Source organism: Deferrivibrio sp., assembly GCF_055117995.1.
Genome location: NZ_JBSQOT010000008.1, coordinates 1 through 22,881 on the forward strand (window position 1 = coordinate 1; position 22,881 = coordinate 22,881).

Genomic DNA, 22,881 nt, shown 5'->3' on the forward strand with positions numbered 1-22,881 from the left:
CAGGGTATGTTAAAAGAAGACACTTTACTGAGTGAAACAGCATGAATGAAGGAAAATTAAAATCTATGAAAAAAAGTCTTGACAAAAGGGGGTATCTTAGTTATGGATATAATCAAGCTTAAAGATGTAAATAAGATCTTTGTAAAAGGAAATAAAGTGCTTAATAAGATCAATTTGTGTATAAAAGAGGGAGAAAGGGTAGCTCTTATTGGACCTTCAGGATCAGGAAAATCCACTCTTATTAGGATTATAGGTGGTTTTGAGAAAATTGATAAGGGGCTAGACAGTAAAGTAGAGATAATGGGGGTTGACAGGCAAAGAGATGGCAAATTGCTTCCTGAGTCCAAAAAAATAAATAGTGAAATAGGTATAATATTTCAGCAATTTAATCTTGTTGGAAGATTAAAATTGTTAACTAATGTTTTAATTGGAAGACTTAACAAGACTTCCAATTTAAATTCGTTTTTTTATGTTTTTGACAAAAAAGATAAATTAATTGCTCTTGAAGCACTTGATAATGTGGGTATGCTTGAGTTTGCACACCAGAGAGCTTCAACTTTGTCCGGAGGTCAGCAGCAAAGAGGGGCTATAGCAAGAGTTCTTGCTCAGGAAGCTAAAATTGTCCTTGCTGATGAACCAATTGCTTCACTCGATCCTGCATCCTCAGAAAGAGTAATGAAAAACTTGATAAAGCTTAATGAAAAACATAAAAAAACACTTCTGGTATCTTTACATCAGTTTAGTGTTGCAAAGAAGATGTTTGATAGAATTATTGCTATGAAGAAAGGGGAGATTGTATATGATGGCTCACCAAAAGATATCAAAAAAAAAGATTTAATAGAGATTTACGGTGTATATGACGCTGATGAAATGCTTACGTAACTGGAGGTAGAATGAATAATAGAAAGGATTTAAATTTTTTACTTCAAGAATGTAGTTTTAAATCATTAAAAAAAGTATGCGACGAAGTAACTAATTCTCACAAAATTGAAATAGTTGAGAAACCAAACTTATACACTGTTTTAGTCCCAGTCAAAGATCCGATTTCAGGTGGTAGTTTTTATGTAGGTGAAGTTTTGACCACAAGGTGTATTGTTAGGATAGATGAAAAACATATGGGATGGGCTATGGTTTATGATGAAAACTATGAGATGGCTAATTATGTTGCCATATTAGATGCTGCCTACGGAGCCGGTTTTTTTATAGAAAAGATCGACAACTTACTTGCTGAAGGAAGGAACAATTTCGTCCTTAAGAAGAGATATATCAATCAATATGCTCATTCAACTAAGGTAGAATTTGATTTGATGTGAGGTTAAAATGATAAAGTTTGATATTGAAAAAATAAATAGAGAAAACTTCAGGAAGATTTTAAAAGGATTCTCATATCCAGCCACTAAGTCTGATATTGAGCTTTTTATGAATGACATCCAGCTCACCTTCGGAGTGCTATTTTTATATTCAAATGTTACGTATTACATTGAGAATGATGAAAAATTTGAGGTTATCAAAAGCATTACCAATGCTGAAAAGGTATGCCTGGATGAAGCTGATTATGTGTTTCTATCAGAATTTACAGATACAGAGTTTACTAAATGCAAAATAGGTAACATTTTAAATCCAGAAAAATCTACTACAGTTATAATGATGGGAGCAAACTCTACAATAAATGTAAAGTTAAATGGTCCTGGAATTGAAAATGAAAAGTTTGTTGATCTTCCTTTAACAGAAAAATTCGTTGAAAATTTCAGAAAAATAAACGGGAATTTTCCGCTGGGGTTAGATTTTATAATTTATGACAATAAAAATAGCTTTTTTGTTTTAACAAGAACCACAAAATTGGAGGTATAAATGGGATATGTTGCTGTCAAAGGTGGCGAAAAAGCAATAAAGCACGCAATATCTTTTTATGATAAATTTCTCGATTTTTTTGAAAATGAAGGTATTGACAAAAAAAACTTTTTTGTAATTCAAGAGATACTAAGTGAGTCATCACTCTATTCAACTAATGTCACCACAAATATATTTCATAAAATTGGTGGAGACAAATTTGCTAGCTCATTTTTTATGAGATCCTTTAGAAGTAGTTGTAATAATATAAATGGGAAAAGAGCCATAGATGTTAATAAATTGAGAATAATCAGAAAGATATCATCTGCTTTTAAAAATGTTCCAGGAGGTCAGATTTTAGGGCCTTCTCTTGATTATCTTGTGAAGGTAGTGGGTACACTTGAAAGCGTAGATAATTTCAACATAGAGAGCTTTCCTGATACAGACATTATTTCTGATTCAATTTTGGAAAGTTTTAGAGAAAAAAATCTGGTTAAAACTTTACCTAAAGAAGAAGACCCTTTTGATATTACGAAAATATTTCCAGAACCACCTTACAAAAGAAGCGCAGTTTTACAGATGATGGCACGAGGTGAAACAGGTTCACTGCTTGCATTCGCATACACATCTATGAGAGGATACGGTGATGTTCATCCTACAATAGGTGATTTACGTGTTGGCTTTGCTGAAATATATTTAGAACATCCTTTTATTGGTGAAGAAGTAAAAGTATGCGAGATACTTTTAACTTCATGTGAAATTTTGTCTAAGTTTGAAAAGCAAGAGGATGGTAGAGTAAAACTTACTTCAGGGTTTGGCGCTTGTTTTGGATTTAACGAAACAAAAGCTATATCAATGGCTATAATTGATTCTGCTCTGTACAATTCAAGTTATACGAATAATTCTCAGGACATTGCAAGTAACTTTGATATTATTATGAATCATATAGACTCTATAGAATCAGTAGGATTTGCTAATCACTACAAATTACCTCATTATGTTACTTTTTTATCTGACTTAAAAGTCTTTGAAAACGTTTTAAAGGGAGGTAACTGATTGTTATGACATATGCTTTTTTAAACGAAGATTCAAAAAAAGAAATAAGACGGGCAATTTTGAAAGCGATATCTATTCCAGGCTATCTTGTCCCTTTTGCTTCCAGGGAGATGCCGGTTGCAAGAGGTTGGGGGACCGGTGGCATTCAGATAACCCTAAGCATAATTAAGGAAGATGATATTTTTAAAATAATTGACCAGGGTTGTGATGGAAGTGTCAATGCTGTAACTTTACGAAATTTTATAAAATCGACTACTATAGTAAAAACTACATTTGAAACTGATAAAAGCACTCTGATTCAAAGCAGACACAGAATTCCTGAAATACCCTTAAAGGAAAATCAGATATTGGTCTTACAGGTTCCATATCCTGATGTACTTGTAAATGTTGAACCAGATTATGGGAAAAGAAAAGTTATGCATGCTTACAGAGATTACTCAAAACTATGGGTCTTGTTGTATGAAGATATAGTAAAATATAGCATTAGCAGATTTGCAAGCAGTTATCCAGTAGTTGTTAACGACTATTACATTATGGATCCAAGTCCTATCCCTAAGTTTGACATCCCTAAATTGAATAAAAATAGAGGATTAATCTTATTTGGGGCAGGTCGTGAAAAGATGATCTATGCTGTTCCTCCATATACTAAAGTAGAGCCTTTGGTTTTTGAAGATTTGGGTTTTGAAGTGGAAACTTTTAACAATATTTCATGCCATAGGTGTGGTGCTACAGGTGTATTTATGGATGAAATAGTCAATGAGATAGGAGAAAAAAAGTACTACTGTAACGATACAAGTTATTGCGATTTGATTTTGAATAGAAAGTCGGAGGAGTAAATGCCGAAAATTTTAGAGATTAATTCACTGTCAAAGATATATGGGAAAGGTTGTAGTTATTGCAATAAAATTATTTATGAAAAGAGTGAAGAGAGTATCTGCCCGGAATGCAATAGTGTCTTAGCACTTAAAGACATAAGCTTTAGTATAAAAAAGGGAGATAGGTTTGGGATAGTAGGAGAAAGTGGTAGCGGAAAATCTACCTTATTAAAAATATTATATCTGCTTGAAACTCCTACAACAGGAGATGTTATAATTTATGATAATTCCGCCCCAAGACATATGTCAAATATCAGTATTAATCAAGTTAATTACTTTCAAAATAATATAATGTCTTTTATCAGGCAAAACCCTTATCAAGGGCTAAATTTTAATTTTACAGCCAGCGGTAATGTCGCCGAAAGAGTGATTGCTAAAGGGAATCAAAATTTTAACAGTGTTAGAGAGATTTCCAATAGTTTTCTGTCAAAAACCGGAATTTTAAAAAACAGATTTTATGACTTACCTTCACAGTTTAGTGGTGGTCAACAACAAAGGATACAAATTGCTAAAGCTCTTGCAAGTAACCCTCAGATTATACTTTTAGACGAGCCAACAACAGGGCTTGATTTGACAATACAGGCGGTCATTTTAGACCTTTTAAAAGCTCTGTATGAAGAATACGGATTTACTATGGTAGTTGTTTCTCATGATCTTGGTATTATTAAACATTTAACAGATATTTGTATTGTTATGAAAAATGGCAGCATTGTAGAATTTGGTCTTACGGATCAAATACTTCAAGATCCACAACATCCATACACCCAATCTTTGATTTCTAGTATGCTGTAGAGGTGGAAACATGTTAAGTATGAAAAACGTATCAAAAGATTTTGTTATACATAATCAAGGCGGTATAAAGATTACTCCTATTAAAGATATTACATTTGAGGTGAAGCGAAATGAAATATTTTGTCTTACAGGCCAAAGTGGGACGGGAAAGTCAACAATTTTAAAAATGATATATGGGGCTTATAGAGTAACTAAGGGTAATATATATCTTAAAATAAATGGGGAGAAATATAATATTTCGGATTGTCAAATCTATGAAATTTTGGAGATAAGAAAGAAATACATAAGTTATATTTCGCAGTTTCTTCAGATTCTTCCAAGGACAACAGCTTTACAGTACGTTTCAGCACCATTGTTAGAAAAAGGAGCAGACAAAAAGGAAGCTGAAGAAAAAGCTAAAGAGATGCTTAGTTTTTTTAATATTAAGAAAAAATTATTTAATCTTTCACCTTTGAGCTTTAGCGGTGGTGAGCAACAAAGAGTAAATATTGCAAGAGGATTGATTGAAAATAAACCACTACTTTTACTAGATGAACCTACAGCTTCACTAGATGTAAAAAACAAAGAAAGAGTAATCAAAAAAATAAAACAGTACAAAGAAAATGGTGGAACTTTAATAGGCATTTTTCATGACGAAAAATTGAAAAAAGAGCTTTCTGATAGGATTTTTGATGTTAAAAATAACAGATATCTGTAAAATTGGAGGCCATAATGTATGCTCTAAGGAGTAAAAGTGTATTTGTTGATGGAAAATTTATCCCTGCAGATTTATTAATAGAGGGAAGTATTATTATTGAAGTTTCAAAATATGGTTCTTATGATAAAGTAATTGACTTTGAAAATAGAAAAATTTTACCTGGAATTGTAGATTTACATTGTGATGGTATTGAAAAAGAGATTGAGCCTCGCCCAGGAGCATTATTTCCGCTGGATATGGCAATAATAGAATTTGACAAAAAACTTGCATTGCAGGGTGTTACAACAATTTTTCACGGAATAAGTTTTGAGGATGAAGAGTTACAAAAGGTTAGAACTAATGAATATGCTAGGGAAATTGTTGAAAGAATCCATTTTATGCAAAATAATAACACCACTCTTGTTGATAATTTTATTCATTTACGCTTTGAAATAACAAACCATCAAGGGATACCGTTAATTAAAGAACTAATTGCTGATAAAAAAATAAATATACTTTCGATTATGGATCACTCTCCCGGACAGGGACAGTTTAAAACCCTTGAATCCTGGAAGAAGTATCATTTAAATACTTATGATTTGAAAGAGAGTGAAATCGGAAAATATTTAAAAGAAAAATTTTCCAGAAGAAAAATGGGGTATGTAGAGGAATTAACAAAATTTGCAAAAGATTATGGTATTGTGCTTTTAAGCCATGATGATGACTGTAAAGAAAAGTTAAATACTTTAAGAGCATTAGGCGTTAGTATTTCTGAGTTTCCTTTGAGTCTTGATGTTGCAAAAGATGCAAAAGATATGGGTATGGGTGTCGGAATGGGTGCTCCAAATGTTGTAAGAGGGGGAAGCCAAAGCGGCAATATAGCCGCAAGGTTGCTTATCGAGGAAGGAGTCTGTGATTATCTTTGTAGCGATTATCATCCAAGTTCAATGCTGCTTAGCCCTTATAAATTAAGGGATGAAATTAATTTGCCAATTGAGAAGGGGTTTGAGATGATTACCAGTATACCTGCAAAATTAATTGGTTTAAATGACAGAGGAACGATTAGTAAAGCGAAGCTGGCAGATATAATCGTTGTTGACGAATCTTTTTACCCCAGGGTAGTTTTTACTGTGAAAAAAGGGAATATAATATATAATTCTTACGATTTAAAAAGTACTTATAAAAAAATTTTTTCCATTACTTAAAAATGAAAAAGATAATTTTAATTGTAGGCCCAAGTGGCTCCGGCAAAGATTCACTGATAAAATATGTTTCGGATAAAATAGATATTAATGTAGTCAAAAGATACATAACCAGAAAACCGGATAACAATGAATTCAACTACTTTGTTGATATGCATGGATTTGAAGTACTGACAAGATCGGGCTTTTTTGTTAGTACATGGGAAGCTTATGGCAATTTTTACGGTATACCTATTCACTTTTTAAAGAACGGAAAAAACATTATCTCTGTATCACGGACAGCAATTCAGGATTTTGAAAAGAGATTTAATGATGTAATTACTGTTTTAGTTACTGCAGATAAAGAAACCGTATTAAAAAGGCTAAATTTGAGAAAAAGAGAAGATCAAAATCAGATTGAACAAAGATTAATGAGACACACGATAAATTATCAGGCAAAAAATACGGTAGTTTTTAAGAATGAAGATTCATTTGATGTAGCTAAAGAAAAATTTTTAAAACTTATTGAGGGTTTGTGATGGATATCAGATTTCTTGGTACATCGGACAGTAGTGGCATTCCTGTTCATAACTGTAACTGTGAAATATGTGGTTTATACCGCAAGCTTGAGAAAGTTGAGAATTCGGTTTGTGCATATATAGAAACAGAAAATGGAGAAATAATCCTTATTGATTGCGGAATAGACAATATTTCCATCATTTTTGATGGAAGAAAGATAAAGGCTGTTTTTCTTACACATTTTCATCCGGATCATGCTCTTGGTTTGCTCAAATTAAGACATAGTTTAGATAAAATTGTATGCTATCATCCTCATGATGAAGAAGGTTTTGCTGACTTATACAAGCATAAGAAGAGTATAACTTATATTGAAAATAGACCTTTTGAACCGATAGAAGTAAATAATATTCATTTTACCCCAGTTCCGTTAGTTCACTCAAAGAATACCACAGGGTATCTAATTGAATTTGAGGGTAAAAAAACCGCATATCTTACTGATTGTGCAAGAATTGAGCATAAAACATTATCATTTTTGAGAAATAGCAACATTGATATATGTTACATAGATGCCTGCTTATCCCCAGAGGATTGTATAGGCAATCATCTGAATTTCATAGATGCTTCTAAAATTATCGATAAAATTTCGCCAAAAGAAGCATATTTGATTCATTCAAACCATAAGACTCTGGAATACATAAAAAAGAACGGTATAAAGCTCAGGTACGATTACTTAACTTTTTATTAACATTAAATATTACTTTTCATAACCTTAAACTTTATAGTTGAGTATGTTACTTTACTAACACCTGTGTAGAGAAAGGATATTACAAATATTGCTATAAGCAAATATTTTAATTTAGATGCTTCATTAATACCATTTAGTATATTAAAGTCTGCTGAATTTGAAGTATTAAATAAAAGTGAAATTATAATAGAGTAAATTATATTAATTATTGAAAAATATTGATAAGTTGATACTTTTTTATTGCCTCTGAAGTCATTTCTTAAAAATTCAGATAAAAATCTGAATAAATTAATAACAATAACTGATGTTAAGAATGCTGTCTTTATATACCCCTGAGAGTAAAAAATGATAGCCAATATTCCTGTCAGATTAAACAGTATCGATGCAACCGATTGAACCGGAATTGTTTTTACATTTTCACAACCACTTTCATATGAAATCTTTTTGGTTTTACCCTCAAAAACAGTATAAAACTTTTCAAATATTTTTTTGATAGGACCTTTGAAATCCGAAACTTTTTTTCCGTAACAACAGCCAAAGCTTAAGCAAGCAAGCCTGCCTATACCTTCTCCTGTTATGTAACTTATTGCAAGTGAAGATAAAACAACAAAAGATTCATTCAGAGCAATATCAATATTTTTTGTGATAAGATATGATGTAATCAAAACAACAAATGGTGCCGTAATACTTCCCACAAATGAAGCTCCGGAAACTGTGAAAGTATTCTTTTTGTTTTCAACAAGTCTTGCCATAAGTTTTGAGGCAGGCATACAGATGCTTAAAATTATCAAAACAGAAAAGAGAACTGTTTTGAAAGAAATATTGTAACTCATTGTTAGTGTTAAAAATAAAGCGGTAGAAAAGGAATAAGATATTGCATTTAATAAACCATAATATGTGATATTTATTCCATACCATTCACCTGTTCGAGATTTTTTAAACGGTATTATGGCTAAAAACTGGTATTTTTCTCCTGGAAAATTTTTTATTCCAAAATATAGTAATATGCCTGTAAAAAAAATATAAATAATTAATAGCAAAAAAGACATTTTAACCTCTCCTGTAAGCTATTGTACTTCTCACCTCTACCCTTGTTTCCACTTTTACATCTTTTAAATTTAAACTGTATCTTGATGGCACATCGGCTCTTTTTGAGTTAGTAATTAAATCTTCACAGAGATCGATTTTATCCTTTTCAAATAGTAAAATTGTAGTGCTGCTACCCGGTCTGTATAAACTTTTTGGTTGTCCCTTTTTCAGAAACATTCCTTTAGTAGGAATTACTGGATTATCATAGTTTTCTTCACTATAACACTGAGCTATTTCACCTATCATCATTGCCGCAACTTCTACCATTGCGATTTTACCTATTTTGCTACCATTTTCAATATCAGTGTTGATAATAGTAATAACCCTTTTATTTTTTGAATAAGGAGTGGCTATTATGTTTACAACATGAGGGTTACATGAGTGATATAGCCCATCTATTTGATAAATATCTTCCAGAATTCCCGAAACAGGCATATGATTGTAATGATATTCATCCGGAGTGAGTCTGAAAATGGTAAAGTCTCCACCATTAAAAATTTTTTCGTAATTTTCGTTTTGCAAAAGTTCTTCAAAACAAAAAAACTTATTTTTTATGTAAAAGATAGATGTTTCACTCAGTGATCCAATCAAAACCTTTGCATCGCATGGGCTTACTATTGCTCGATAATCATTGTCCATGTATCTGAAATTTTTAAAGTCGATTTTTCTTTCAAAAATATCCCTTACAGTTTTAAAGCTGGAAAGAGAATCGATACATTCGTTTAAATTTATATTAAGTTCTTTGATTATTTTGTTTATTCTAAATTCGGGAAGAGGAATATCGTATTTTATAAAACCTAAAAAATCTGTAACCCATTTCTTTGTGGCCTGGTTTAAGATATATGAACTTTTCTCCCTATTTTCTGAATAAATTTTTTTGATGAGTCTGTCTGCAAAAAGTTTTTCTTCAACTACGCTATTATTTTTCCTTTCGATGTAGCAGTGCTTTTGCATAAATTTTCCTTATTGTTTTTTATATATGAAACCAACAGAATAGTTTTTATTACAAATTTAATTTCTTTCAATGTTAGTCTGGATTTTTCAAATTTTTCCCTGATATCGACTATTTTTTTTATAACCACAGTATCTTTGAAAACCTGATTGAAAAGTGTTCTTATTTCTTTATTTGAAAAATCTATTTTTAATATCTCTTCCGTCAAAGAGAAAAAGCCTTCTTTTATGTGTCTAATTCTAAGTTCTTCCCTGTAAAATATTTCCATATCTTTGTTAAACTTTTCTGCCACAATATCTACAGGATTTGTTTTTTTATTTTTTTTCAGTACTTCTTTTATAATTTTATTTACCCCTTGTTTTTCAGGGTTAATAAGCCTTAAATAAAGATCTTTTAATGTTTCTTCGAAATAAATGTTAATATAATTATCTTTAAAGTCAGCTTCTATTTTTTTAAAAAGGGCTAAACGGTAATCTTCCAACTTAACTCTTATATAGCCTTTATATCTGTTACTTTTTCTGATCTCTTTACAATGTTTAAGTATTGATAACAGAAACCTGTTAGGTGTGTTTTCCTTTATATATACCGTTGGAATTCCTATTGCCGACGCATATAATAATTGTCTTCTTTCGCTTTCAACAGCCCTTTCATCAGGTATTGATGCATGGGTTATATTGTCTTCTCTTATATATTTAAAGGCAAGAGAAATAAGTAAGGCAAAGAGGTTAGCTGCATGTTTTAAGTCATGTTTTAATGAATAGAAGTTACTGAAAATTCTAAGTTCAAATCCGCAAAATCCGGCTTCTTTAAAGTATCTACCTTTTATGGGTGCATAAAAAGACATATCAGAGTCAAAAATCCCCATTTCTTCCAGTGCCAGCTTTAGCTTTTTTTGATTTTCTAAATTTCCATTAAATCCTGATTCGTTTTCCGTACTAAGTAGTGCAACAAAATAATCTATTAATCTATAGTCCGGAATAAAATCCCCTCTTTGAAAGAAAAGCTTTTCAAGAATAAGGTCAACGAAATAAGGGCCTTTAGGCTGAATTCTATTGAAAAATATGGTTTTTCTTATTCCTTTCTTTTTCCATCTTCTCCAGAGCATTCTAAGGTGAGTATAATCAAGTTCGTGAGGTAGAAAGCCCAATATTTTTTCAGGGTGAAAATCTTTATAAGGAGCTCTGTAAGGTGATGCGGAATATATACCTATAAAAAGTGGCAAAAAGTGTTCCATTATTTTAATGGCAAGATCTATATAGTATTTTTCAGTCTTTTCCATTGAGAAATTAAAATGGGCCTTAAAACTTTCTGTTAATAATTTGCTTCCAATAGAAAGGTGTATTCCGTTGTTTGAAAGTGCTGTGTTTGAGGTATCAGGCAGTATAATGAGGTTATTTCTGATAATTCCGGCATCTTTTAACGAACTCAAAATGTTTAGCCTGCTTCTGGATAATACTTTATGGCATTTTATCATATACTCTTTTTTCTTTCTCCCCTCATTCCACCCTGAAAGGCAGGGGCTTATAAAAAGTTCCCTATAAAAAGTATCCGATACTAATGAGTTAAGGTCTTTCTGGAAAGTAGGAGTCAGAGGTGATTTGAAAATTACAACTTCCTGCCCTGATTTTGACAGTTCAAATTTTTCGTTTGAATAATAGCATAGAAACTGAGTCATCAGAAATCTGATGGATGTTTCGTTTGCAATATTCTCACCAAGATTATCATCGTCGTCACTTATGTAAAATGATAAAGTTTCTGGAGATGTATTATCATTTATATATTTCGAACTGATCTTTTTTGCTTCTTCAAAAATTGCCTCGGGAAGATCGCTCAGATTGCTTACCACATCAATAAGAGCAAGATTTAACAGATAGCTTACAGGTAACCTTAACTTTTCAACCCCTTTAAAATTAACATAACAGTCTGCATAATCATCTCTTAATTCAGAATTAACATCAGACTTATTTTCCAAAAAATCCTTTTTTATTTGATCTTTTGCATAATCTGACAAAACATTTTCGTCCAACAAAACCCAGCTGTTTTCCCAAAAATGCTTATTTGTATTTTTTATAAGATTATCCAATTGTTTGATCCTATTAAAATCTATTTCACCTGTTTCATATCTCCTTGATAAGTTTTTATAAAAAGTAGAACTTAAGATTTTGTTTACAAGGTCGATATTATCCCATTTCCCCTTGACGCCAGCCTGAAGTTCTGTTTCAGCACCTGCGGTAAAATCTCCAGGGGAAAACATCTGATTGCACCCAAAAAGCTTGTTGTCAAATTTTGTCATGGGAATGAGGTAGACAATTTATGTTATAAAAACATTAAAATTATGTTAAATATTTGAAAAAAGAGCTACTTGTTTTAACCGTTGAAATATCCGGCTGCTGTTTCACCATTTTCGGGGAGCAATATTTTAATTAAAACACTTTTTTGTAAAAAAATGTTAATTTTTTTTTAAATATTGCAAAATTTTAAGCCAGCTTTTATAAGTAATCATGGAAAAAATAAAGGTATATTTCATAGAACAAAAACAGTTACTGCTTTATATTGAACTGATAATCTTTTTTGTTTTATTTCCTCTTATAGGAGTATTTAGCTTTAAGAAAATTTACCCTCTACCTTATATAATTATCGGAGGTATTTTGTCTTCTATCTATTTGTGCAAAAAGCGTTCTTTTCGTGTGAGTAAGTTTAGTTTTTTAAATGTCAAAAAGTATTTACCTGAGATGCTTTATCGCTTTTTCTTGCTTTCGATATTATCATTGATCACTACATTTATTTTTTGGAAAGATGACCTTTTCTTGTTCATAAATAAAGGTTTTTATTTTTGGGTTAGTTTAGTGGGAATTTATTCTCTTGCAGCTGTTTTACCTCAGGAAATCATATATAGAAAATTTATGTTTGAAAGGTATGCCCTGGTTTTCAGTGAAAAAACAATATTTCATATAAGTAGTTTGGTCTTCGGGTTTGGGCATATTATTTATCAAAATATTATTTCCTTTACTCTGGCTTTAATCGGTGGATACATATTTTCTTACACATATTTAAAGACAAAAAGTTTGTTTTTGGTTACGCTGGAGCATATATTGTATGGGAGCATGTTATATACGATAGATATTGGAAAATTTTTTGTTATGAATATATTATGAGGGTTATATTATGAAATTATTTTCTTTTGTTTTTTTTATAATCTTATCAATCAACCTGTATGCCTATAAAATGGCTTCACTGGCAAACCCTAATGTGATTTCTATGGCTGTAATGATTGAAAAGGGGTATATAAACGCTGAGTTTGTTCCGGTTACAGGAGATATCTCTTCTCTTGTGGGCCTTATAAAGTCGAACAAAGTCGATGTGATAGCGGTAAATTATGAAGCAGCGGAAAAAATATCAAAGTTAACCGGCTGGATTTATTCAGGCTCGACTATCAGCAGAGCAGTTTATATTATCACAAATAAATCGATTGACAATAAAGATGTTTTAGAAAATAGGAAAATAGTATCATCGTTTAGAGGAGGTTCTCCTGATATATTATTTCAAAAATTAAATCTAAAAAATCAACCTACATATACAGATATGCAAATCGCCGTTCAGCTTTTTTTAAAGGGAAATTTTGATACAATAGTTTTACCTGAGCCGCACGTCAGTAACCTTCTTTTAAAACTGAGTAAGCTGCAGAAAAATTATTATGTATATGATATCATTGATTTTATTGGTAAAGATTTCAGATTCCCTATCAACGCACTTTTATGCAAGATAAAGAAACGGATAAAGCTTTGAAAGAAGCGCTAATAAAAAGTGTTTATTTCGTAAATCAAAATCAGGCAGAGGCAACTAAGATTTTTGAAAGATATTTTAGAAATTATTTTGAACTGAATTTCCCTTTTGAAGCTTTTAATAATGCTATAGAATCGGGGAGACTAAAATTCGAATATTCTAAATGAAATTAAAAATAACATTTCTGGCGTTATTTTTATGTTTGTGGCAGATTTTATCTCTGTTTTTTGAAAACTATGTTTTACCATCCCCTTACACGACTTTATTGGCCATTTTTAGAATGATAGACTACAACCTTTTCAATGCAGTGTTTGTATCATTTTTCAGACTATTTTTAGCTTATGTTTTATCTGTTATGATATCTATTTTCTTCTCTGTTTTTTCGCAATTTTCAAAAAATATTGGTGCATTGATAGAAACAGTAATGTCATCAATTATAAAGGTTCCAAATATTGCCTATCTTACTATTTTTATGCTAATTATAGGGGTTGGAAGTTATACAGTAATGGCTACCATTGCGATTACGATTATCCCCGCAACAACACTTGCATTTATTGCAATTTTAAAACAATTGGATGAAAATATCCTGGAAGTGACAGAAATCTTTGAAGTTATTTATTTCAAAAGAGTTTTTTATTTGTATCTACCGATGATATTTGAAAGTTTTTATCCTGTATTTCAGATGAGTTTTTCGCTTGGATTTAAAGTTATGGTTATGGCAGAATTTATAGCTGGTATGGATGGGCTTGGCTATAAACTTGTCGAGAAAAAGATTTCATTTAATATAGATGAGCTCTTTGGTTACGTTGTAATAATGACTTTTACTGGAATTTTCTTTCAAAAATTGTTAGAAGTCATTTATTTGAAGATAAAAGATGTGCATAGTAGAATTTAAAAACGTTTCTTTCAAATATAGCGAATATAACATAATAGATAACCTTTCTATAAAATTTTCTAAAAATAGATTCGAAGGGATATTAGGCCAGAGTGGTATCGGAAAAACAACATTAATAAAGCTGATCTTAGGGATGCTAAAGCAGGATAAAGGGGAGATTGTAAGAAATTTTAAGAGAACAGGTGTAATGTTTCAGGCTGATACATTGATTGAGAATTTATCTGTTTTAAAAAATATGCTTTATGTTACAAACGATAAGAGGAGCGCCATGAAGTTTCTTCAAATGGTTGGTTTAAATGATTTTACACATTTTAAGGCAAAACATTTAAGTAAAGGTATGAAAAAGAGGGTAGAAATAGCAAGGGCACTTTGTATATATCCTGAACTTGTCGTAATGGATGAGCCGTTTGGTAATCTGGATTTGCTCACTAAAATAAATCTGGCTTCAAAAATAAAATTTCACCTCAATGAGTTAGAAACATCTTTTATTTATATTACTCACGATATTGAAGAAGCTTTGACCATCTGTGACAATATCACAGTATTTTATGAAAAACCCTTAAATATTAATTTCAAAAGATACATTGATGTGCAACATAAAAATAAGTCAATATTAAGTAAAGAAATTAAAGAATTTATAATAAGAACATCAAACAGATATCCTGATTTTAAGTCGAACAACATATTTTTTTGAATAAAAACCTTAAAATAATCCTTGACAATTTAATATATATTCATAATTTAACGAATATATATTAATAAAAGGAGGTAGTTATGCCAGGATTTGACAGAAGAGGGCCAGACGGTGAAGGTCCAAAAACAGGCAGAGGGCTTGGTAAATGTGGTGGTAATGTACAGATAAATGAAAATTTTGGTGCTGAAAGACCTATGAGAAGAAGGTTAAGAGATGCTAACTGCGACTTGCCTCATCAGGGAAGAGGGCGTGGTAGAGGCACATGCAGGCACGTTTAAGGTAGTAAGATGAATATCTCTATTGTTAGTGGTAAAGGTGGTGCAGGAAAGACCACCTTTACCATTTTGTTTGCGAAATATTTGGTAAGTAAAGGGAAAAAGGTTTTGATTAATGATTTGGACGTTGAAGAGCCAAATGTAAATCTATTTCTAAATAAAAAATTGGATTACGATGAAGTATATATCTATATCCCTGAGCATATTAAAGAAAATTGTATCTCCTGTAAAGAGTGTGCGGAAAAATGTTTATTTAATGCATTGGTAGTAGCAAAGGATTTTTGGCTTGTTTTGCCTGAATTATGTCACTCTTGTAAGCTCTGTGAATATGTGTGCAAATATTCGGCTATTAAGGGCAGCAAAAGGGTTATAGGTAAAATAGGGCAATCTTTTGATAAAATGCTTCATTTGCTGGAAGGCAGATTAAATATAGGTGAATCTCTAACAACGGCTTTGATAAAACAGGTTATAGGTAAATCTTTAAAAATAAAAGATAATTATGATGTCATAATTATGGATTCGCCACCTGGGACATCCTGTCCTGTGATTCAAGCTTCAAAAGATGCTGATAAAATAATCGTAGTTGCTGAGGATACACCGTTTGGGTTTAGTGACTTTGTTGTTTTAAGCGATATGCTAAAAGAAATAGGTAAAGATTATTACCTTGTAATAAACAAATATATTGATGGTGAAGGGTATTCGGAATTTGCCAGTAAAAATAATGTTAAAGTACTTGGCAAAATTCCTTATGATATAAATCTGGCAAAGAATTATTCTTTTGGTGATGTAGAAGATATCGACACCATTGATTTTGATAATATTTACAATACATTGTTGGAGGGATGACATTGAAAGAGATAGTTGTGGTAAGCGGCAAAGGTGGTGCTGGTAAATCTACGATAACTGCTGGATTGTCATATTTTCTGAAAGAAAATGATATACTTGTGGATGCGGATGTGGATGCACCAAACTTAAAAATACTGCTTGAGCCTGAATTAATAAGAGAAGAAGACTTTTATTCGGGAAAACAATTTAAGATAGAGCAAGATTTTTGTATTATGTGCGGTAGATGTTATCAGGAATGCAGTTTTGAGGCGATAGAAATAGTAAATTTAAACTACGTCATTGACGATGTAGCTTGTGAGGGGTGTGGTTTATGTCAATTTTTATGTCCTGTAAATGCGATTTCGGTTAGCGATAAATTAACCGGTAAAAAGTATGTTTCGAAGACCAAATACGGCTTTAACATGGTGCATGCCCTGCTTAATCCGTCAGAGGAGAATTCTGGTAAGCTGGTTGCTGAAATTAAAAAGATTGCAAAGAATCTGGCAAAAGAGCAAAACTCTTCTACAATAATTGTAGATGGGCCTCCTGGTATTGGTTGTAGTACAATATCAGCTATTTCCGGGAGCGATATACTACTTTTGGTGGCTGAGTCGACTATTTCAGGTCTTCATGATATGGAAAGATTAATTGAATTGACAAAAAATTTTAAGGTTAAAAGAAAGGGGTTTATAAATAAATTTGGACTGAATCACAGTATTGACGAAAAACTTGTTAATTTGTTTGAAAGTAAAGAAATAGAAATTGTGGGATACTTGACTTATTCGCAGAATATTCCTCAATATTTAAAAAAGAGAGTTAATTTGCCTGAACATATTGATGGATATAAAAAATTATTTGAAGGTTTATACAATAGGCTTATGGAGGCAGTAGGATGAAGATATTGGTAACAGCTCTGGAGAAAAATGAAAACAGACTCATGGATGTAAGATTTGGCAGAGCTTTGTATTGGTATATTTTCGATACTGAGAAAAATGAGTCGTATTTCATAGACAACAGCCGGAGTGAAAATTTTGAACATGGTGCTGGAATGCAGGCTGCAGCAAATGTTATAGATGAAGGGGTGGATGTAATAATAACAGGCTCAGTAGGACCGAAAGCTTTCAATATTATTAAGAACAAGGGGATTAAAGTATATCGCGGTAATCCTGAAAAAAGTGTAATTGAAAATTTGAAAGATTTTGAGAAGAATATTTTAGAAGAGCAAATAAATTAAAGAGGTGGTTTGATATGAAGATTGCTTTGCCATTGTTAAGTAAAGATTTGGTCAGTGACCATTTTGGACACAGTAAGATGTTTTTGATAGCGGAAACTGAAGGGGATAAGATTGTAAACGTAAATTACTATGATGCACCAAAACATGAATTTGGCTCATTTCCTGTGTGGCTTATTTCGATGAATGTCAATGTCCTGCTTTGTAAAGGGTTAGGACACAAGGCTGTTGAGATTTTGAATTCAAAAAATGTTGAAGTGTTCCCAGGGGTGACCGAAAATAATCCGATTGATGCTATCAATACCTATCTTGCTGGTAAAGTGGAAAAATCTGACGCATTTTGTTCAGGTGGGGATAGCTGCCATTAAAACTGATTGGAAATAGTTATAAATCAATGTATAATAACAGCAAGGAAATTTATGAAAAAGGCTGCTCTCTTTGCTGTTATTTTTTTTGCCGTAATACAGTTTGCCGGCGCAAATGAGATTATCCCTGAATATATTGCCAGTACATACAAAATTCCTCCCTTTTATGTTAAAGAAGTTTTAGGAAAGGCAAAAATAGATGAATCTGTCCTTGATAAGATAAATAATCAAACTGAGCAAAAAGAATGGGACGAATACAGGAAGATATTCTTAAATTCTGATAAAATCAGGAAAGGAAAATATTTTTATAAAAAATATAGGAAGTTATTGCTAAAGGCCAAAAGAAGATACAATATTCCGGCTGAGATAATTGCAGCTATTATTGGTGTGGAGAGTGATTTCGGAAAGTATGTGCCAAAATTTAGGGCCCTTGATTCCCTCTACACTCTTGCCACAAAGTTTAACAGAAGAAGCGAATATTTTACAGACGAACTGGGTAACTTTATCAAATACTCATACGTTTATAAATTAAAAGCCGAAAATATAAAATCATCATACGCCGGTGCAATAGGGATACCGCAATTTATGCCATCAAATATCTTAAAATATGCAGTCGATTTTAATGGGGATGGCAGAATAGATTTGGAAAACAGCATAGCTGATGCGATAGGTAGTGTGGCAAATTATTTAAATAAAAACGGCTGGAAAAGTGGGGAAGCTACCGCGGTGATGGTGAAAAATGCTGACAGACAGCAGGATAATTTTGTAAAGGTGCAGACGTTGCGGAAAAAAGGTGTTATTTTCCCTTTTAATATCAAAAAAGGTGAAGTGAAGATTGTTAAGTTTGACGTCAGTTATTGGGCGACATTTAAAAACTTTGACGTACTCAAAAAATATAATCCAAGTGATAATTATGCATTGTCAGTATTGCTTTTATCAAAAGAACTCAGATAATCTTACAAATTTTTTGGGGTAAATAAGCAAAAAAATGTTGCATTTTTTCTTAAATATGTATATTTCCATATATATAGTTATGAGGATATAAGGTGTTTTATGTCTGAAAATTCTTGCGTTAAATTTTTACCTGTTTCGGTTTTTGCAACAGTAATGGGGCTTATGGGAGTTACTCTTGCATTTGAGAGGGTGGGAAAAATTTTTCACCTGAATGTTCATAGTGTCTATGTTTTATTGTTAGTAATTGTTAATATATGGTTTTTGTTTTTGAGCGGAACGTATCTTTTAAAATTTCTGAAATTTCCTGAAGAAGTCAGAAAAGATTTTTCTCATCCTGTTAAGCTCAATTTTATACCAACATTTTCCATAAGCTTGATACTGTTTTCCATTGGTTATTTTGAGATAAGTAAAACAGTTTCGCTTATATACTGGATATCAGGTGTTATTATCCATATGCTCTTGCTTTTTTATATTATAAATAAATGGTTTTTTCATGATTTTAAGATAAATGTAAAAAATCCGGCGTGGTTTATACCTGTTGTGGGGCCAATTCTTGCTCCTATAAGCGGAGCTGCTTTTTCTATTGAGGCTTCCTGGTTTTTTTATAGTATAGGTATAGTTTTGTGGCTTCCAATTTTTTCAATACTTCTTTACAGAGTAATTTTTAATGATCCTTTACCTCCAAAGCTATTACCTACACTTTTTATTATGATTGCTCCTCCTGCTGTTGGTTTTATTTCCTATATTAAACTGAGCCAGCAGCTTGATAATTTTTCGAGGGTTTTGTTTTATTTTGGCGTTTTTGTTTTTATGCTCCTTTTAACTTTTTACGGAAGATTTTCAAGACTTCAATTTTTTCTGTCCTGGTGGGCCTATACATTCCCTATGGCTGCATTTACCATCAGTATAGTGCTATATTTTCATCTGACACATTTTGTGTTTTTCAAGTATTTTGCGCTACTTGCATTTATGCTTACGCTGGCAGTTGTGCTTATTGTGTTGGTTAAGTCGTTTAAAAGCTTCCTAAAGGGAGAAATCTGCGTGGAGGAATAGATTTATTAAAAATTATTGACAAAAATTTTTTGCAATTGTATTGTTTACCTGAGAGGTAAACAATGTCTTTTATAAAGAGAGAAGCTGACTATGCAATCAGAGTTGCTGCCTTTCTTGCGGGCCAAAACAAAAAGGTCAAAATTGACCATATCTGTGAAAAATTATTTTTAAATAAGCCTATTGTTATAAAAATCATACATCAACTTTCAAAATGTGGTATAATAGTAACTGAGACAGGTAAATATGGCGGTGTTTCCTTGAATCCTGATTGCGTTGATTTGAGTTTATTGGATATTTTAAAGTGTATGGGATTTGTGAACTCGATTAATATTTGTGTTGACCAACCTGAAAAGTGTCAGCTTAATCCTATTTGTAATATCACTGTATTTTTTAAAAAGATTCAGGATGATGTTGAAGAAAGGTTGAAATCAGCAAAACTGAAAGATTTTGTTTTTAGTGAGGAAAGTTTAAATATTTTGTAGGAGGTAGTTTATGGAACAGTACCGTTAAGATTACGAAACGGTGAAAGGTTTTATTTTGTCCGCCATTTTCTGGGGTGTAATAGGACTTGTTGCTGGTCTCTGGATTTCAGCCCAGATGTGGGATGCTGCTTTGAATCTTCCGCCATATTTCAGTTTTGGAAGGCTCAGGACATTTCATACCAATGTGTTGGTATATGGGCTTGGAATTGGTGCTGAATTTGGTGTGTTTTACTATCTTGTTATAAGGCTTACAAAAAGACCGCTTTTGTTCCCAAAGTTGGCGAGATTTCATTTGTGGCTGTTTAACATAGGGGTTGCAATTGCGGGTATTACGCTTTTGCTTGGCTGGACACAGTCATTGGAATACGCAGAATTTGAGTGGCCAATTGATATTGCAATCGTGATTCTATGGGTAATTTTTGCTATCAATATTATGGGCACAATTTTCAAGCGCAAAGAGCAGCAGATGTATATTTCATTGTGGTATATTATTGCTACAATTATAACTGTTGCAATTCTTTACATTGTGAATAACCTATCTATTCCGGCGGGGCTTGATAAATCCTATCACCTGTTTGCAGGTGTCAATAGTGCCAATGTACAGTGGTGGTATGGTCATAATGCCGTTGGCTTCCTATTTACTACTCCGATTCTTGCAATGTTTTACTATTTCTTGCCAAAGTCAACCGGATTGCCGATATACAGTCATAGACTATCAATCATTTCGTTTTGGTCATTGATATTTGCTTATCTCTGGACCGGTGCACACCATCTTGTCTATACTCCGCTTCCAGACTGGATACAGACACTTGGTATAGCATTTACACTCTTTTTAATTGCTCCTTCCTGGGGGAGTGTTGTAAATGGATATTTTACTGTTGAGTCAGACTGGTCTGTTATGAAAAACAATTATCTTACAAAGTTTTTTATAGCAGGTATTACTTTTTACGGATTGCAGACCATTCAGGGCCCATCTCAGGGTATTAGGGTTATAAGTTCTTTAATTCACTATACAGATTGGGTTCCAGGCCATGTGCATATGGGGACAATGGGCTGGGTTACAATGGTGATATGTGCTTCGGTTTACTATATAATTCCTCATATTTATAAAACTACAATTTACAGTGAAAAACTTGCAAATGCTCATTTCTGGATTGTTCTTATTGGACAGCTTGCTTTTTCCATTACAATGTGGATTACCGGTGTTCAGCAGGGCGCAATGTGGAAGATGACTAATCCTGATGGAACATTGAAGTATACTTTTATGGAAGGGCTTCTTAGAAACTATCCTTACTGGCAAATGAGAACACTGGCTGGTGTAGTATTTGTAGTGGGGATGCTTCTTTTTATTTACAATGTTATGATGACAATTAAAAAAGGTAAGGCTGAGCTTGAAGCAAAAGTTGAGCCTGCTACCGCAACTGCTTAAAGGGGGAAAATATGTCTGAGAATAAAAAACTTTACAGCAATGCATTAATATTTTCTCTTGCTGCGGCGATTACGGTTCTGATTGGAACAATTGTTACGATGTTTTTGCCGATGTTTACCGAAGGGATGCATCCGAAACTGAAAGAATTAAAACCATATACTGCCTTGCAGCTTGCAGGACGTGATATTTATCAAAGAGAAGGGTGCGTAAATTGTCATACACAGACAGTCAGGCCATTAAAGTCTGATGTACTGATGTATGGAGATTATTCAAAAGCCGGTGAATTTGCTTACGACAGGCCATTTTTATGGGGTTCCAAAAGGACAGGTCCAGATCTTGCAAGAATTGGGGGCAAATATCCTGATGACTGGCATTATCAGCATATGACCAATCCACAGGCATTTTATGAAAAATCTAATATGCCAAAGTATGCCTTTTTAAATGATAGAAAAGTTGCAGTTGAAAAAACAATTTCTCATATGAAAGCACTTGGATTCCCATATACAGATGCAGATATTGAACAGCTAAAAAACAGCACAGAAATGGATGCGATAGTTGCCTACCTGCAGTCAATTGGAGCAGCAGTTGCCAAAAAAGCGATACTTCAAATTGATGAATCAATGGTTGAAGAGGTTAGCCCTTTTGCAGGCAACAAAGATGCTGTTTTAAAAGGGGAAAGACTTTACAAAGCGGAATGTGCAGGATGCCATGGTCAAAATGCCGAAGGCAATATTGGCGGCTCACTCGTGGATTATGCCGCTGCCGAAAATCCTGACAGAGACATTTATCTGACAATTGCAAATGGGTTTGAAGGTGCAATGCCGGGCTTTGCGGCAGCTTGCAAATCAAACTTCTTTGTTACATATCCGCGTTTGAAGGTGCAATGCCGGGCTTTGCGGCTATCTATGACAAAAAAGAAATCTGGTCGCTGGTGGAGTACATTAAGAGTTTAAAAAAGTAGGAGGCTTAAATGTACAAAGAAGAATTTGATGATCTTGAAAAATTTGAAAGGGAAGATACAAAGCATAAGTTACCTTTAGGATGGTTAATCCTATTTATTGGACTTATAGTATTTGGTATCTTTTATACTTATATGTACACACCTGCATTTACAGGTTGGTCACAGAGTAAAGTTTTTGAAGAGTCAATGAAAAAATAATAAAGTTTGAAGGGGCTAAAA

General features: G+C 32.6%; 29 protein-coding genes. 26 read left to right on the top strand and 3 right to left on the bottom strand.

What is annotated here, in order from left to right:
* The first annotated feature begins 102 nt into the window (after positions 1-102).
* Genes phnC through ACTCAF_RS03725 form a run of 10 tightly spaced genes read left to right on the top strand, consistent with a single transcriptional unit; the run spans position 103 to position 7,674 of the window.
* Positions 103-882: a phosphonate ABC transporter ATP-binding protein gene (gene phnC / locus ACTCAF_RS03680; protein WP_463061947.1), complete on the top strand. Its 780-nt coding sequence runs from the start codon at positions 103-105 to the stop codon at positions 880-882.
* A gap of 11 nt (positions 883-893) precedes the next feature.
* A complete protein-coding gene (locus ACTCAF_RS03685) occupies positions 894-1,313 on the top strand; it encodes a phosphonate C-P lyase system protein PhnG (RefSeq protein ID WP_463061948.1) in 420 nt (139 codons plus the stop codon).
* A 7-nt stretch (positions 1,314-1,320) separates the two neighbouring features.
* The gene (locus ACTCAF_RS03690) at positions 1,321-1,851 is read left to right on the top strand and encodes a phosphonate C-P lyase system protein PhnH (RefSeq protein WP_463061949.1); all 531 of its coding nucleotides are present in this window, start codon (positions 1,321-1,323) and stop codon (positions 1,849-1,851) included.
* Entirely contained in the window at positions 1,852-2,886 is a 1,035-nt protein-coding gene (locus ACTCAF_RS03695; protein WP_463061950.1) for a carbon-phosphorus lyase complex subunit PhnI, read from the top strand.
* Between the two features lie 5 nt (positions 2,887-2,891).
* Positions 2,892-3,722 carry an alpha-D-ribose 1-methylphosphonate 5-phosphate C-P-lyase PhnJ gene (locus ACTCAF_RS03700; protein ID WP_463061951.1) on the top strand — a complete coding sequence of 277 codons (831 nt, stop codon included), beginning with the start codon at positions 2,892-2,894 and terminating at the stop codon, positions 3,720-3,722.
* Positions 3,723-4,553 (top strand): ATP-binding cassette domain-containing protein, encoded by an 831-nt coding sequence (locus ACTCAF_RS03705; protein WP_463061952.1) that lies wholly within the window; start codon positions 3,723-3,725, stop codon positions 4,551-4,553.
* A gap of 10 nt (positions 4,554-4,563) precedes the next feature.
* Positions 4,564-5,250: a phosphonate C-P lyase system protein PhnL gene (gene phnL / locus ACTCAF_RS03710; RefSeq protein ID WP_463061953.1), complete on the top strand. Its 687-nt coding sequence runs from the start codon at positions 4,564-4,566 to the stop codon at positions 5,248-5,250.
* A 14-nt stretch (positions 5,251-5,264) separates the two neighbouring features.
* On the top strand, positions 5,265-6,434 hold the full coding sequence (locus ACTCAF_RS03715; RefSeq protein WP_463061954.1) for an alpha-D-ribose 1-methylphosphonate 5-triphosphate diphosphatase: 1,170 nt from the start codon (positions 5,265-5,267) through the stop codon (positions 6,432-6,434).
* Between the two features lie 2 nt (positions 6,435-6,436).
* Entirely contained in the window at positions 6,437-6,949 is a 513-nt protein-coding gene (locus tag ACTCAF_RS03720; protein ID WP_463061955.1) for a hypothetical protein, read from the top strand.
* Positions 6,949-7,674, top strand: coding sequence for an MBL fold metallo-hydrolase (locus tag ACTCAF_RS03725; protein ID WP_463061956.1), 726 nt, complete (start codon positions 6,949-6,951; stop codon positions 7,672-7,674). The genes ACTCAF_RS03720 and ACTCAF_RS03725 overlap by 1 nt, the downstream gene beginning before the upstream one ends.
* Positions 7,675-7,676: 2 nt before the next feature.
* On the opposite strand, the gene ACTCAF_RS03730 is transcribed toward ACTCAF_RS03725, so the two are convergent.
* Genes ACTCAF_RS03730 through ACTCAF_RS03740 form a run of 3 tightly spaced genes read right to left on the bottom strand, consistent with a single transcriptional unit; the run spans position 7,677 to position 12,008 of the window.
* Positions 7,677-8,723 carry a prolipoprotein diacylglyceryl transferase family protein gene (locus tag ACTCAF_RS03730; protein WP_463061957.1) on the bottom strand — a complete coding sequence of 349 codons (1,047 nt, stop codon included), beginning with the start codon at positions 8,721-8,723 and terminating at the stop codon, positions 7,677-7,679.
* A 1-nt stretch (position 8,724) separates the two neighbouring features.
* A complete protein-coding gene (locus ACTCAF_RS03735; protein ID WP_463061958.1) occupies positions 8,725-9,717 on the bottom strand; it encodes a phosphatidylserine decarboxylase in 993 nt (330 codons plus the stop codon).
* A complete protein-coding gene (locus tag ACTCAF_RS03740; protein ID WP_463061959.1) occupies positions 9,675-12,008 on the bottom strand; it encodes a hypothetical protein in 2,334 nt (777 codons plus the stop codon). The genes ACTCAF_RS03735 and ACTCAF_RS03740 overlap by 43 nt, the downstream gene beginning before the upstream one ends.
* Before the next feature lie 208 nt (positions 12,009-12,216).
* Between ACTCAF_RS03740 and ACTCAF_RS03745 the strand changes: the two genes are divergently transcribed.
* The 16 genes from ACTCAF_RS03745 to ACTCAF_RS03820 all read left to right on the top strand — a co-directional run bounded on the left by ACTCAF_RS03745 (position 12,217) and on the right by ACTCAF_RS03820 (position 22,860).
* Positions 12,217-12,870, top strand: a complete 654-nt coding sequence (locus ACTCAF_RS03745; RefSeq protein WP_463061960.1) for a CPBP family intramembrane glutamic endopeptidase — start codon at positions 12,217-12,219, stop codon at positions 12,868-12,870.
* A gap of 10 nt (positions 12,871-12,880) precedes the next feature.
* A complete protein-coding gene (locus ACTCAF_RS03750) occupies positions 12,881-13,501 on the top strand; it encodes a hypothetical protein (RefSeq protein ID WP_463061961.1) in 621 nt (206 codons plus the stop codon).
* Complete coding sequence (locus ACTCAF_RS03755; RefSeq protein WP_463061962.1) at positions 13,471-13,665, top strand: hypothetical protein; 195 nt, start codon at positions 13,471-13,473, stop codon at positions 13,663-13,665. The genes ACTCAF_RS03750 and ACTCAF_RS03755 overlap by 31 nt, the downstream gene beginning before the upstream one ends.
* 113 nt (positions 13,666-13,778) lie before the next feature.
* Positions 13,779-14,393 (top strand): ABC transporter permease, encoded by a 615-nt coding sequence (locus ACTCAF_RS03760; protein WP_463061963.1) that lies wholly within the window; start codon positions 13,779-13,781, stop codon positions 14,391-14,393.
* Positions 14,374-15,087, top strand: coding sequence for an ATP-binding cassette domain-containing protein (locus ACTCAF_RS03765; protein ID WP_463061964.1), 714 nt, complete (start codon positions 14,374-14,376; stop codon positions 15,085-15,087). Before ACTCAF_RS03760 ends, ACTCAF_RS03765 begins: the two co-directional genes overlap by 20 nt.
* A gap of 80 nt (positions 15,088-15,167) precedes the next feature.
* The gene (locus tag ACTCAF_RS03770; protein ID WP_463061965.1) at positions 15,168-15,365 is read left to right on the top strand and encodes a DUF5320 domain-containing protein; all 198 of its coding nucleotides are present in this window, start codon (positions 15,168-15,170) and stop codon (positions 15,363-15,365) included.
* A gap of 9 nt (positions 15,366-15,374) precedes the next feature.
* Positions 15,375-16,208, top strand: coding sequence for an AAA family ATPase (locus ACTCAF_RS03775; RefSeq protein ID WP_463061966.1), 834 nt, complete (start codon positions 15,375-15,377; stop codon positions 16,206-16,208).
* A gap of 2 nt (positions 16,209-16,210) precedes the next feature.
* Complete coding sequence (locus tag ACTCAF_RS03780; RefSeq protein WP_463061967.1) at positions 16,211-17,083, top strand: ATP-binding protein; 873 nt, start codon at positions 16,211-16,213, stop codon at positions 17,081-17,083.
* Positions 17,080-17,421, top strand: a complete 342-nt coding sequence (locus tag ACTCAF_RS03785; protein WP_463061968.1) for a NifB/NifX family molybdenum-iron cluster-binding protein — start codon at positions 17,080-17,082, stop codon at positions 17,419-17,421. Before ACTCAF_RS03780 ends, ACTCAF_RS03785 begins: the two co-directional genes overlap by 4 nt.
* Before the next feature lie 14 nt (positions 17,422-17,435).
* Entirely contained in the window at positions 17,436-17,786 is a 351-nt protein-coding gene (locus ACTCAF_RS03790; protein ID WP_463061969.1) for a NifB/NifX family molybdenum-iron cluster-binding protein, read from the top strand.
* A 51-nt stretch (positions 17,787-17,837) separates the two neighbouring features.
* Positions 17,838-18,737, top strand: coding sequence for a lytic murein transglycosylase (locus tag ACTCAF_RS03795; RefSeq protein ID WP_463061970.1), 900 nt, complete (start codon positions 17,838-17,840; stop codon positions 18,735-18,737).
* Positions 18,738-18,836: 99 nt separating this feature from the next.
* On the top strand, positions 18,837-19,790 hold the full coding sequence (locus tag ACTCAF_RS03800) for an SLAC1 anion channel family protein (protein ID WP_463061971.1): 954 nt from the start codon (positions 18,837-18,839) through the stop codon (positions 19,788-19,790).
* A 62-nt stretch (positions 19,791-19,852) separates the two neighbouring features.
* Positions 19,853-20,272: an RrF2 family transcriptional regulator gene (locus ACTCAF_RS03805; RefSeq protein ID WP_463061972.1), complete on the top strand. Its 420-nt coding sequence runs from the start codon at positions 19,853-19,855 to the stop codon at positions 20,270-20,272.
* Positions 20,273-20,312: 40 nt separating this feature from the next.
* Positions 20,313-21,701, top strand: a complete 1,389-nt coding sequence (locus tag ACTCAF_RS03810; protein WP_463061973.1) for a cbb3-type cytochrome c oxidase subunit I — start codon at positions 20,313-20,315, stop codon at positions 21,699-21,701.
* Between the two features lie 11 nt (positions 21,702-21,712).
* Positions 21,713-22,654 carry a cbb3-type cytochrome c oxidase subunit II gene (locus tag ACTCAF_RS03815; RefSeq protein ID WP_463061974.1) on the top strand — a complete coding sequence of 314 codons (942 nt, stop codon included), beginning with the start codon at positions 21,713-21,715 and terminating at the stop codon, positions 22,652-22,654.
* Between the two features lie 17 nt (positions 22,655-22,671).
* Complete coding sequence (locus ACTCAF_RS03820) at positions 22,672-22,860, top strand: cbb3-type cytochrome c oxidase N-terminal domain-containing protein (RefSeq protein ID WP_463061975.1); 189 nt, start codon at positions 22,672-22,674, stop codon at positions 22,858-22,860.
* Positions 22,861-22,881 lie beyond the last annotated feature (21 nt).

Bases quoted from the DNA above. Each gene is read 5' to 3' on its own strand.
- ACTCAF_RS03795 (WP_463061970.1), top strand. From the start codon at position 17,838: ATGAAAAAGGCTGCTCTCTTTGCTGTTATTTTTTTTGCCGTAATACAG.
- phnC (WP_463061947.1), top strand. From the start codon at position 103: ATGGATATAATCAAGCTTAAAGATGTAAATAAGATCTTTGTAAAAGGA.
- ACTCAF_RS03715 (WP_463061954.1), top strand. From the start codon at position 5,265: ATGTATGCTCTAAGGAGTAAAAGTGTATTTGTTGATGGAAAATTTATC.
- ACTCAF_RS03695 (WP_463061950.1), top strand. From the start codon at position 1,852: ATGGGATATGTTGCTGTCAAAGGTGGCGAAAAAGCAATAAAGCACGCA.
- ACTCAF_RS03765 (WP_463061964.1), top strand. From the start codon at position 14,374: ATGTGCATAGTAGAATTTAAAAACGTTTCTTTCAAATATAGCGAATAT.
- ACTCAF_RS03685 (WP_463061948.1), top strand. From the start codon at position 894: ATGAATAATAGAAAGGATTTAAATTTTTTACTTCAAGAATGTAGTTTT.
- ACTCAF_RS03775 (WP_463061966.1), top strand. From the start codon at position 15,375: ATGAATATCTCTATTGTTAGTGGTAAAGGTGGTGCAGGAAAGACCACC.
- ACTCAF_RS03745 (WP_463061960.1), top strand. From the start codon at position 12,217: ATGGAAAAAATAAAGGTATATTTCATAGAACAAAAACAGTTACTGCTT.
- ACTCAF_RS03700 (WP_463061951.1), top strand. From the start codon at position 2,892: ATGACATATGCTTTTTTAAACGAAGATTCAAAAAAAGAAATAAGACGG.
- ACTCAF_RS03725 (WP_463061956.1), top strand. From the start codon at position 6,949: ATGGATATCAGATTTCTTGGTACATCGGACAGTAGTGGCATTCCTGTT.
- ACTCAF_RS03760 (WP_463061963.1), top strand. From the start codon at position 13,779: ATGATAGACTACAACCTTTTCAATGCAGTGTTTGTATCATTTTTCAGA.
- ACTCAF_RS03785 (WP_463061968.1), top strand. From the start codon at position 17,080: ATGAAGATATTGGTAACAGCTCTGGAGAAAAATGAAAACAGACTCATG.
- phnL (WP_463061953.1), top strand. From the start codon at position 4,564: ATGTTAAGTATGAAAAACGTATCAAAAGATTTTGTTATACATAATCAA.
- ACTCAF_RS03730 (WP_463061957.1), bottom strand. From the start codon at position 8,723: ATGTCTTTTTTGCTATTAATTATTTATATTTTTTTTACAGGCATATTA.
- ACTCAF_RS03750 (WP_463061961.1), top strand. From the start codon at position 12,881: ATGAAATTATTTTCTTTTGTTTTTTTTATAATCTTATCAATCAACCTG.
- ACTCAF_RS03800 (WP_463061971.1), top strand. From the start codon at position 18,837: ATGTCTGAAAATTCTTGCGTTAAATTTTTACCTGTTTCGGTTTTTGCA.
- ACTCAF_RS03755 (WP_463061962.1), top strand. From the start codon at position 13,471: ATGCAAGATAAAGAAACGGATAAAGCTTTGAAAGAAGCGCTAATAAAA.
- ACTCAF_RS03815 (WP_463061974.1), top strand. From the start codon at position 21,713: ATGTCTGAGAATAAAAAACTTTACAGCAATGCATTAATATTTTCTCTT.
- ACTCAF_RS03820 (WP_463061975.1), top strand. From the start codon at position 22,672: ATGTACAAAGAAGAATTTGATGATCTTGAAAAATTTGAAAGGGAAGAT.
- ACTCAF_RS03720 (WP_463061955.1), top strand. From the start codon at position 6,437: ATGAAAAAGATAATTTTAATTGTAGGCCCAAGTGGCTCCGGCAAAGAT.
- ACTCAF_RS03690 (WP_463061949.1), top strand. From the start codon at position 1,321: ATGATAAAGTTTGATATTGAAAAAATAAATAGAGAAAACTTCAGGAAG.
- ACTCAF_RS03735 (WP_463061958.1), bottom strand. From the start codon at position 9,717: ATGCAAAAGCACTGCTACATCGAAAGGAAAAATAATAGCGTAGTTGAA.
- ACTCAF_RS03805 (WP_463061972.1), top strand. From the start codon at position 19,853: ATGTCTTTTATAAAGAGAGAAGCTGACTATGCAATCAGAGTTGCTGCC.
- ACTCAF_RS03705 (WP_463061952.1), top strand. From the start codon at position 3,723: ATGCCGAAAATTTTAGAGATTAATTCACTGTCAAAGATATATGGGAAA.
- ACTCAF_RS03740 (WP_463061959.1), bottom strand. From the start codon at position 12,008: ATGACAAAATTTGACAACAAGCTTTTTGGGTGCAATCAGATGTTTTCC.
- ACTCAF_RS03790 (WP_463061969.1), top strand. From the start codon at position 17,436: ATGAAGATTGCTTTGCCATTGTTAAGTAAAGATTTGGTCAGTGACCAT.
- ACTCAF_RS03770 (WP_463061965.1), top strand. From the start codon at position 15,168: ATGCCAGGATTTGACAGAAGAGGGCCAGACGGTGAAGGTCCAAAAACA.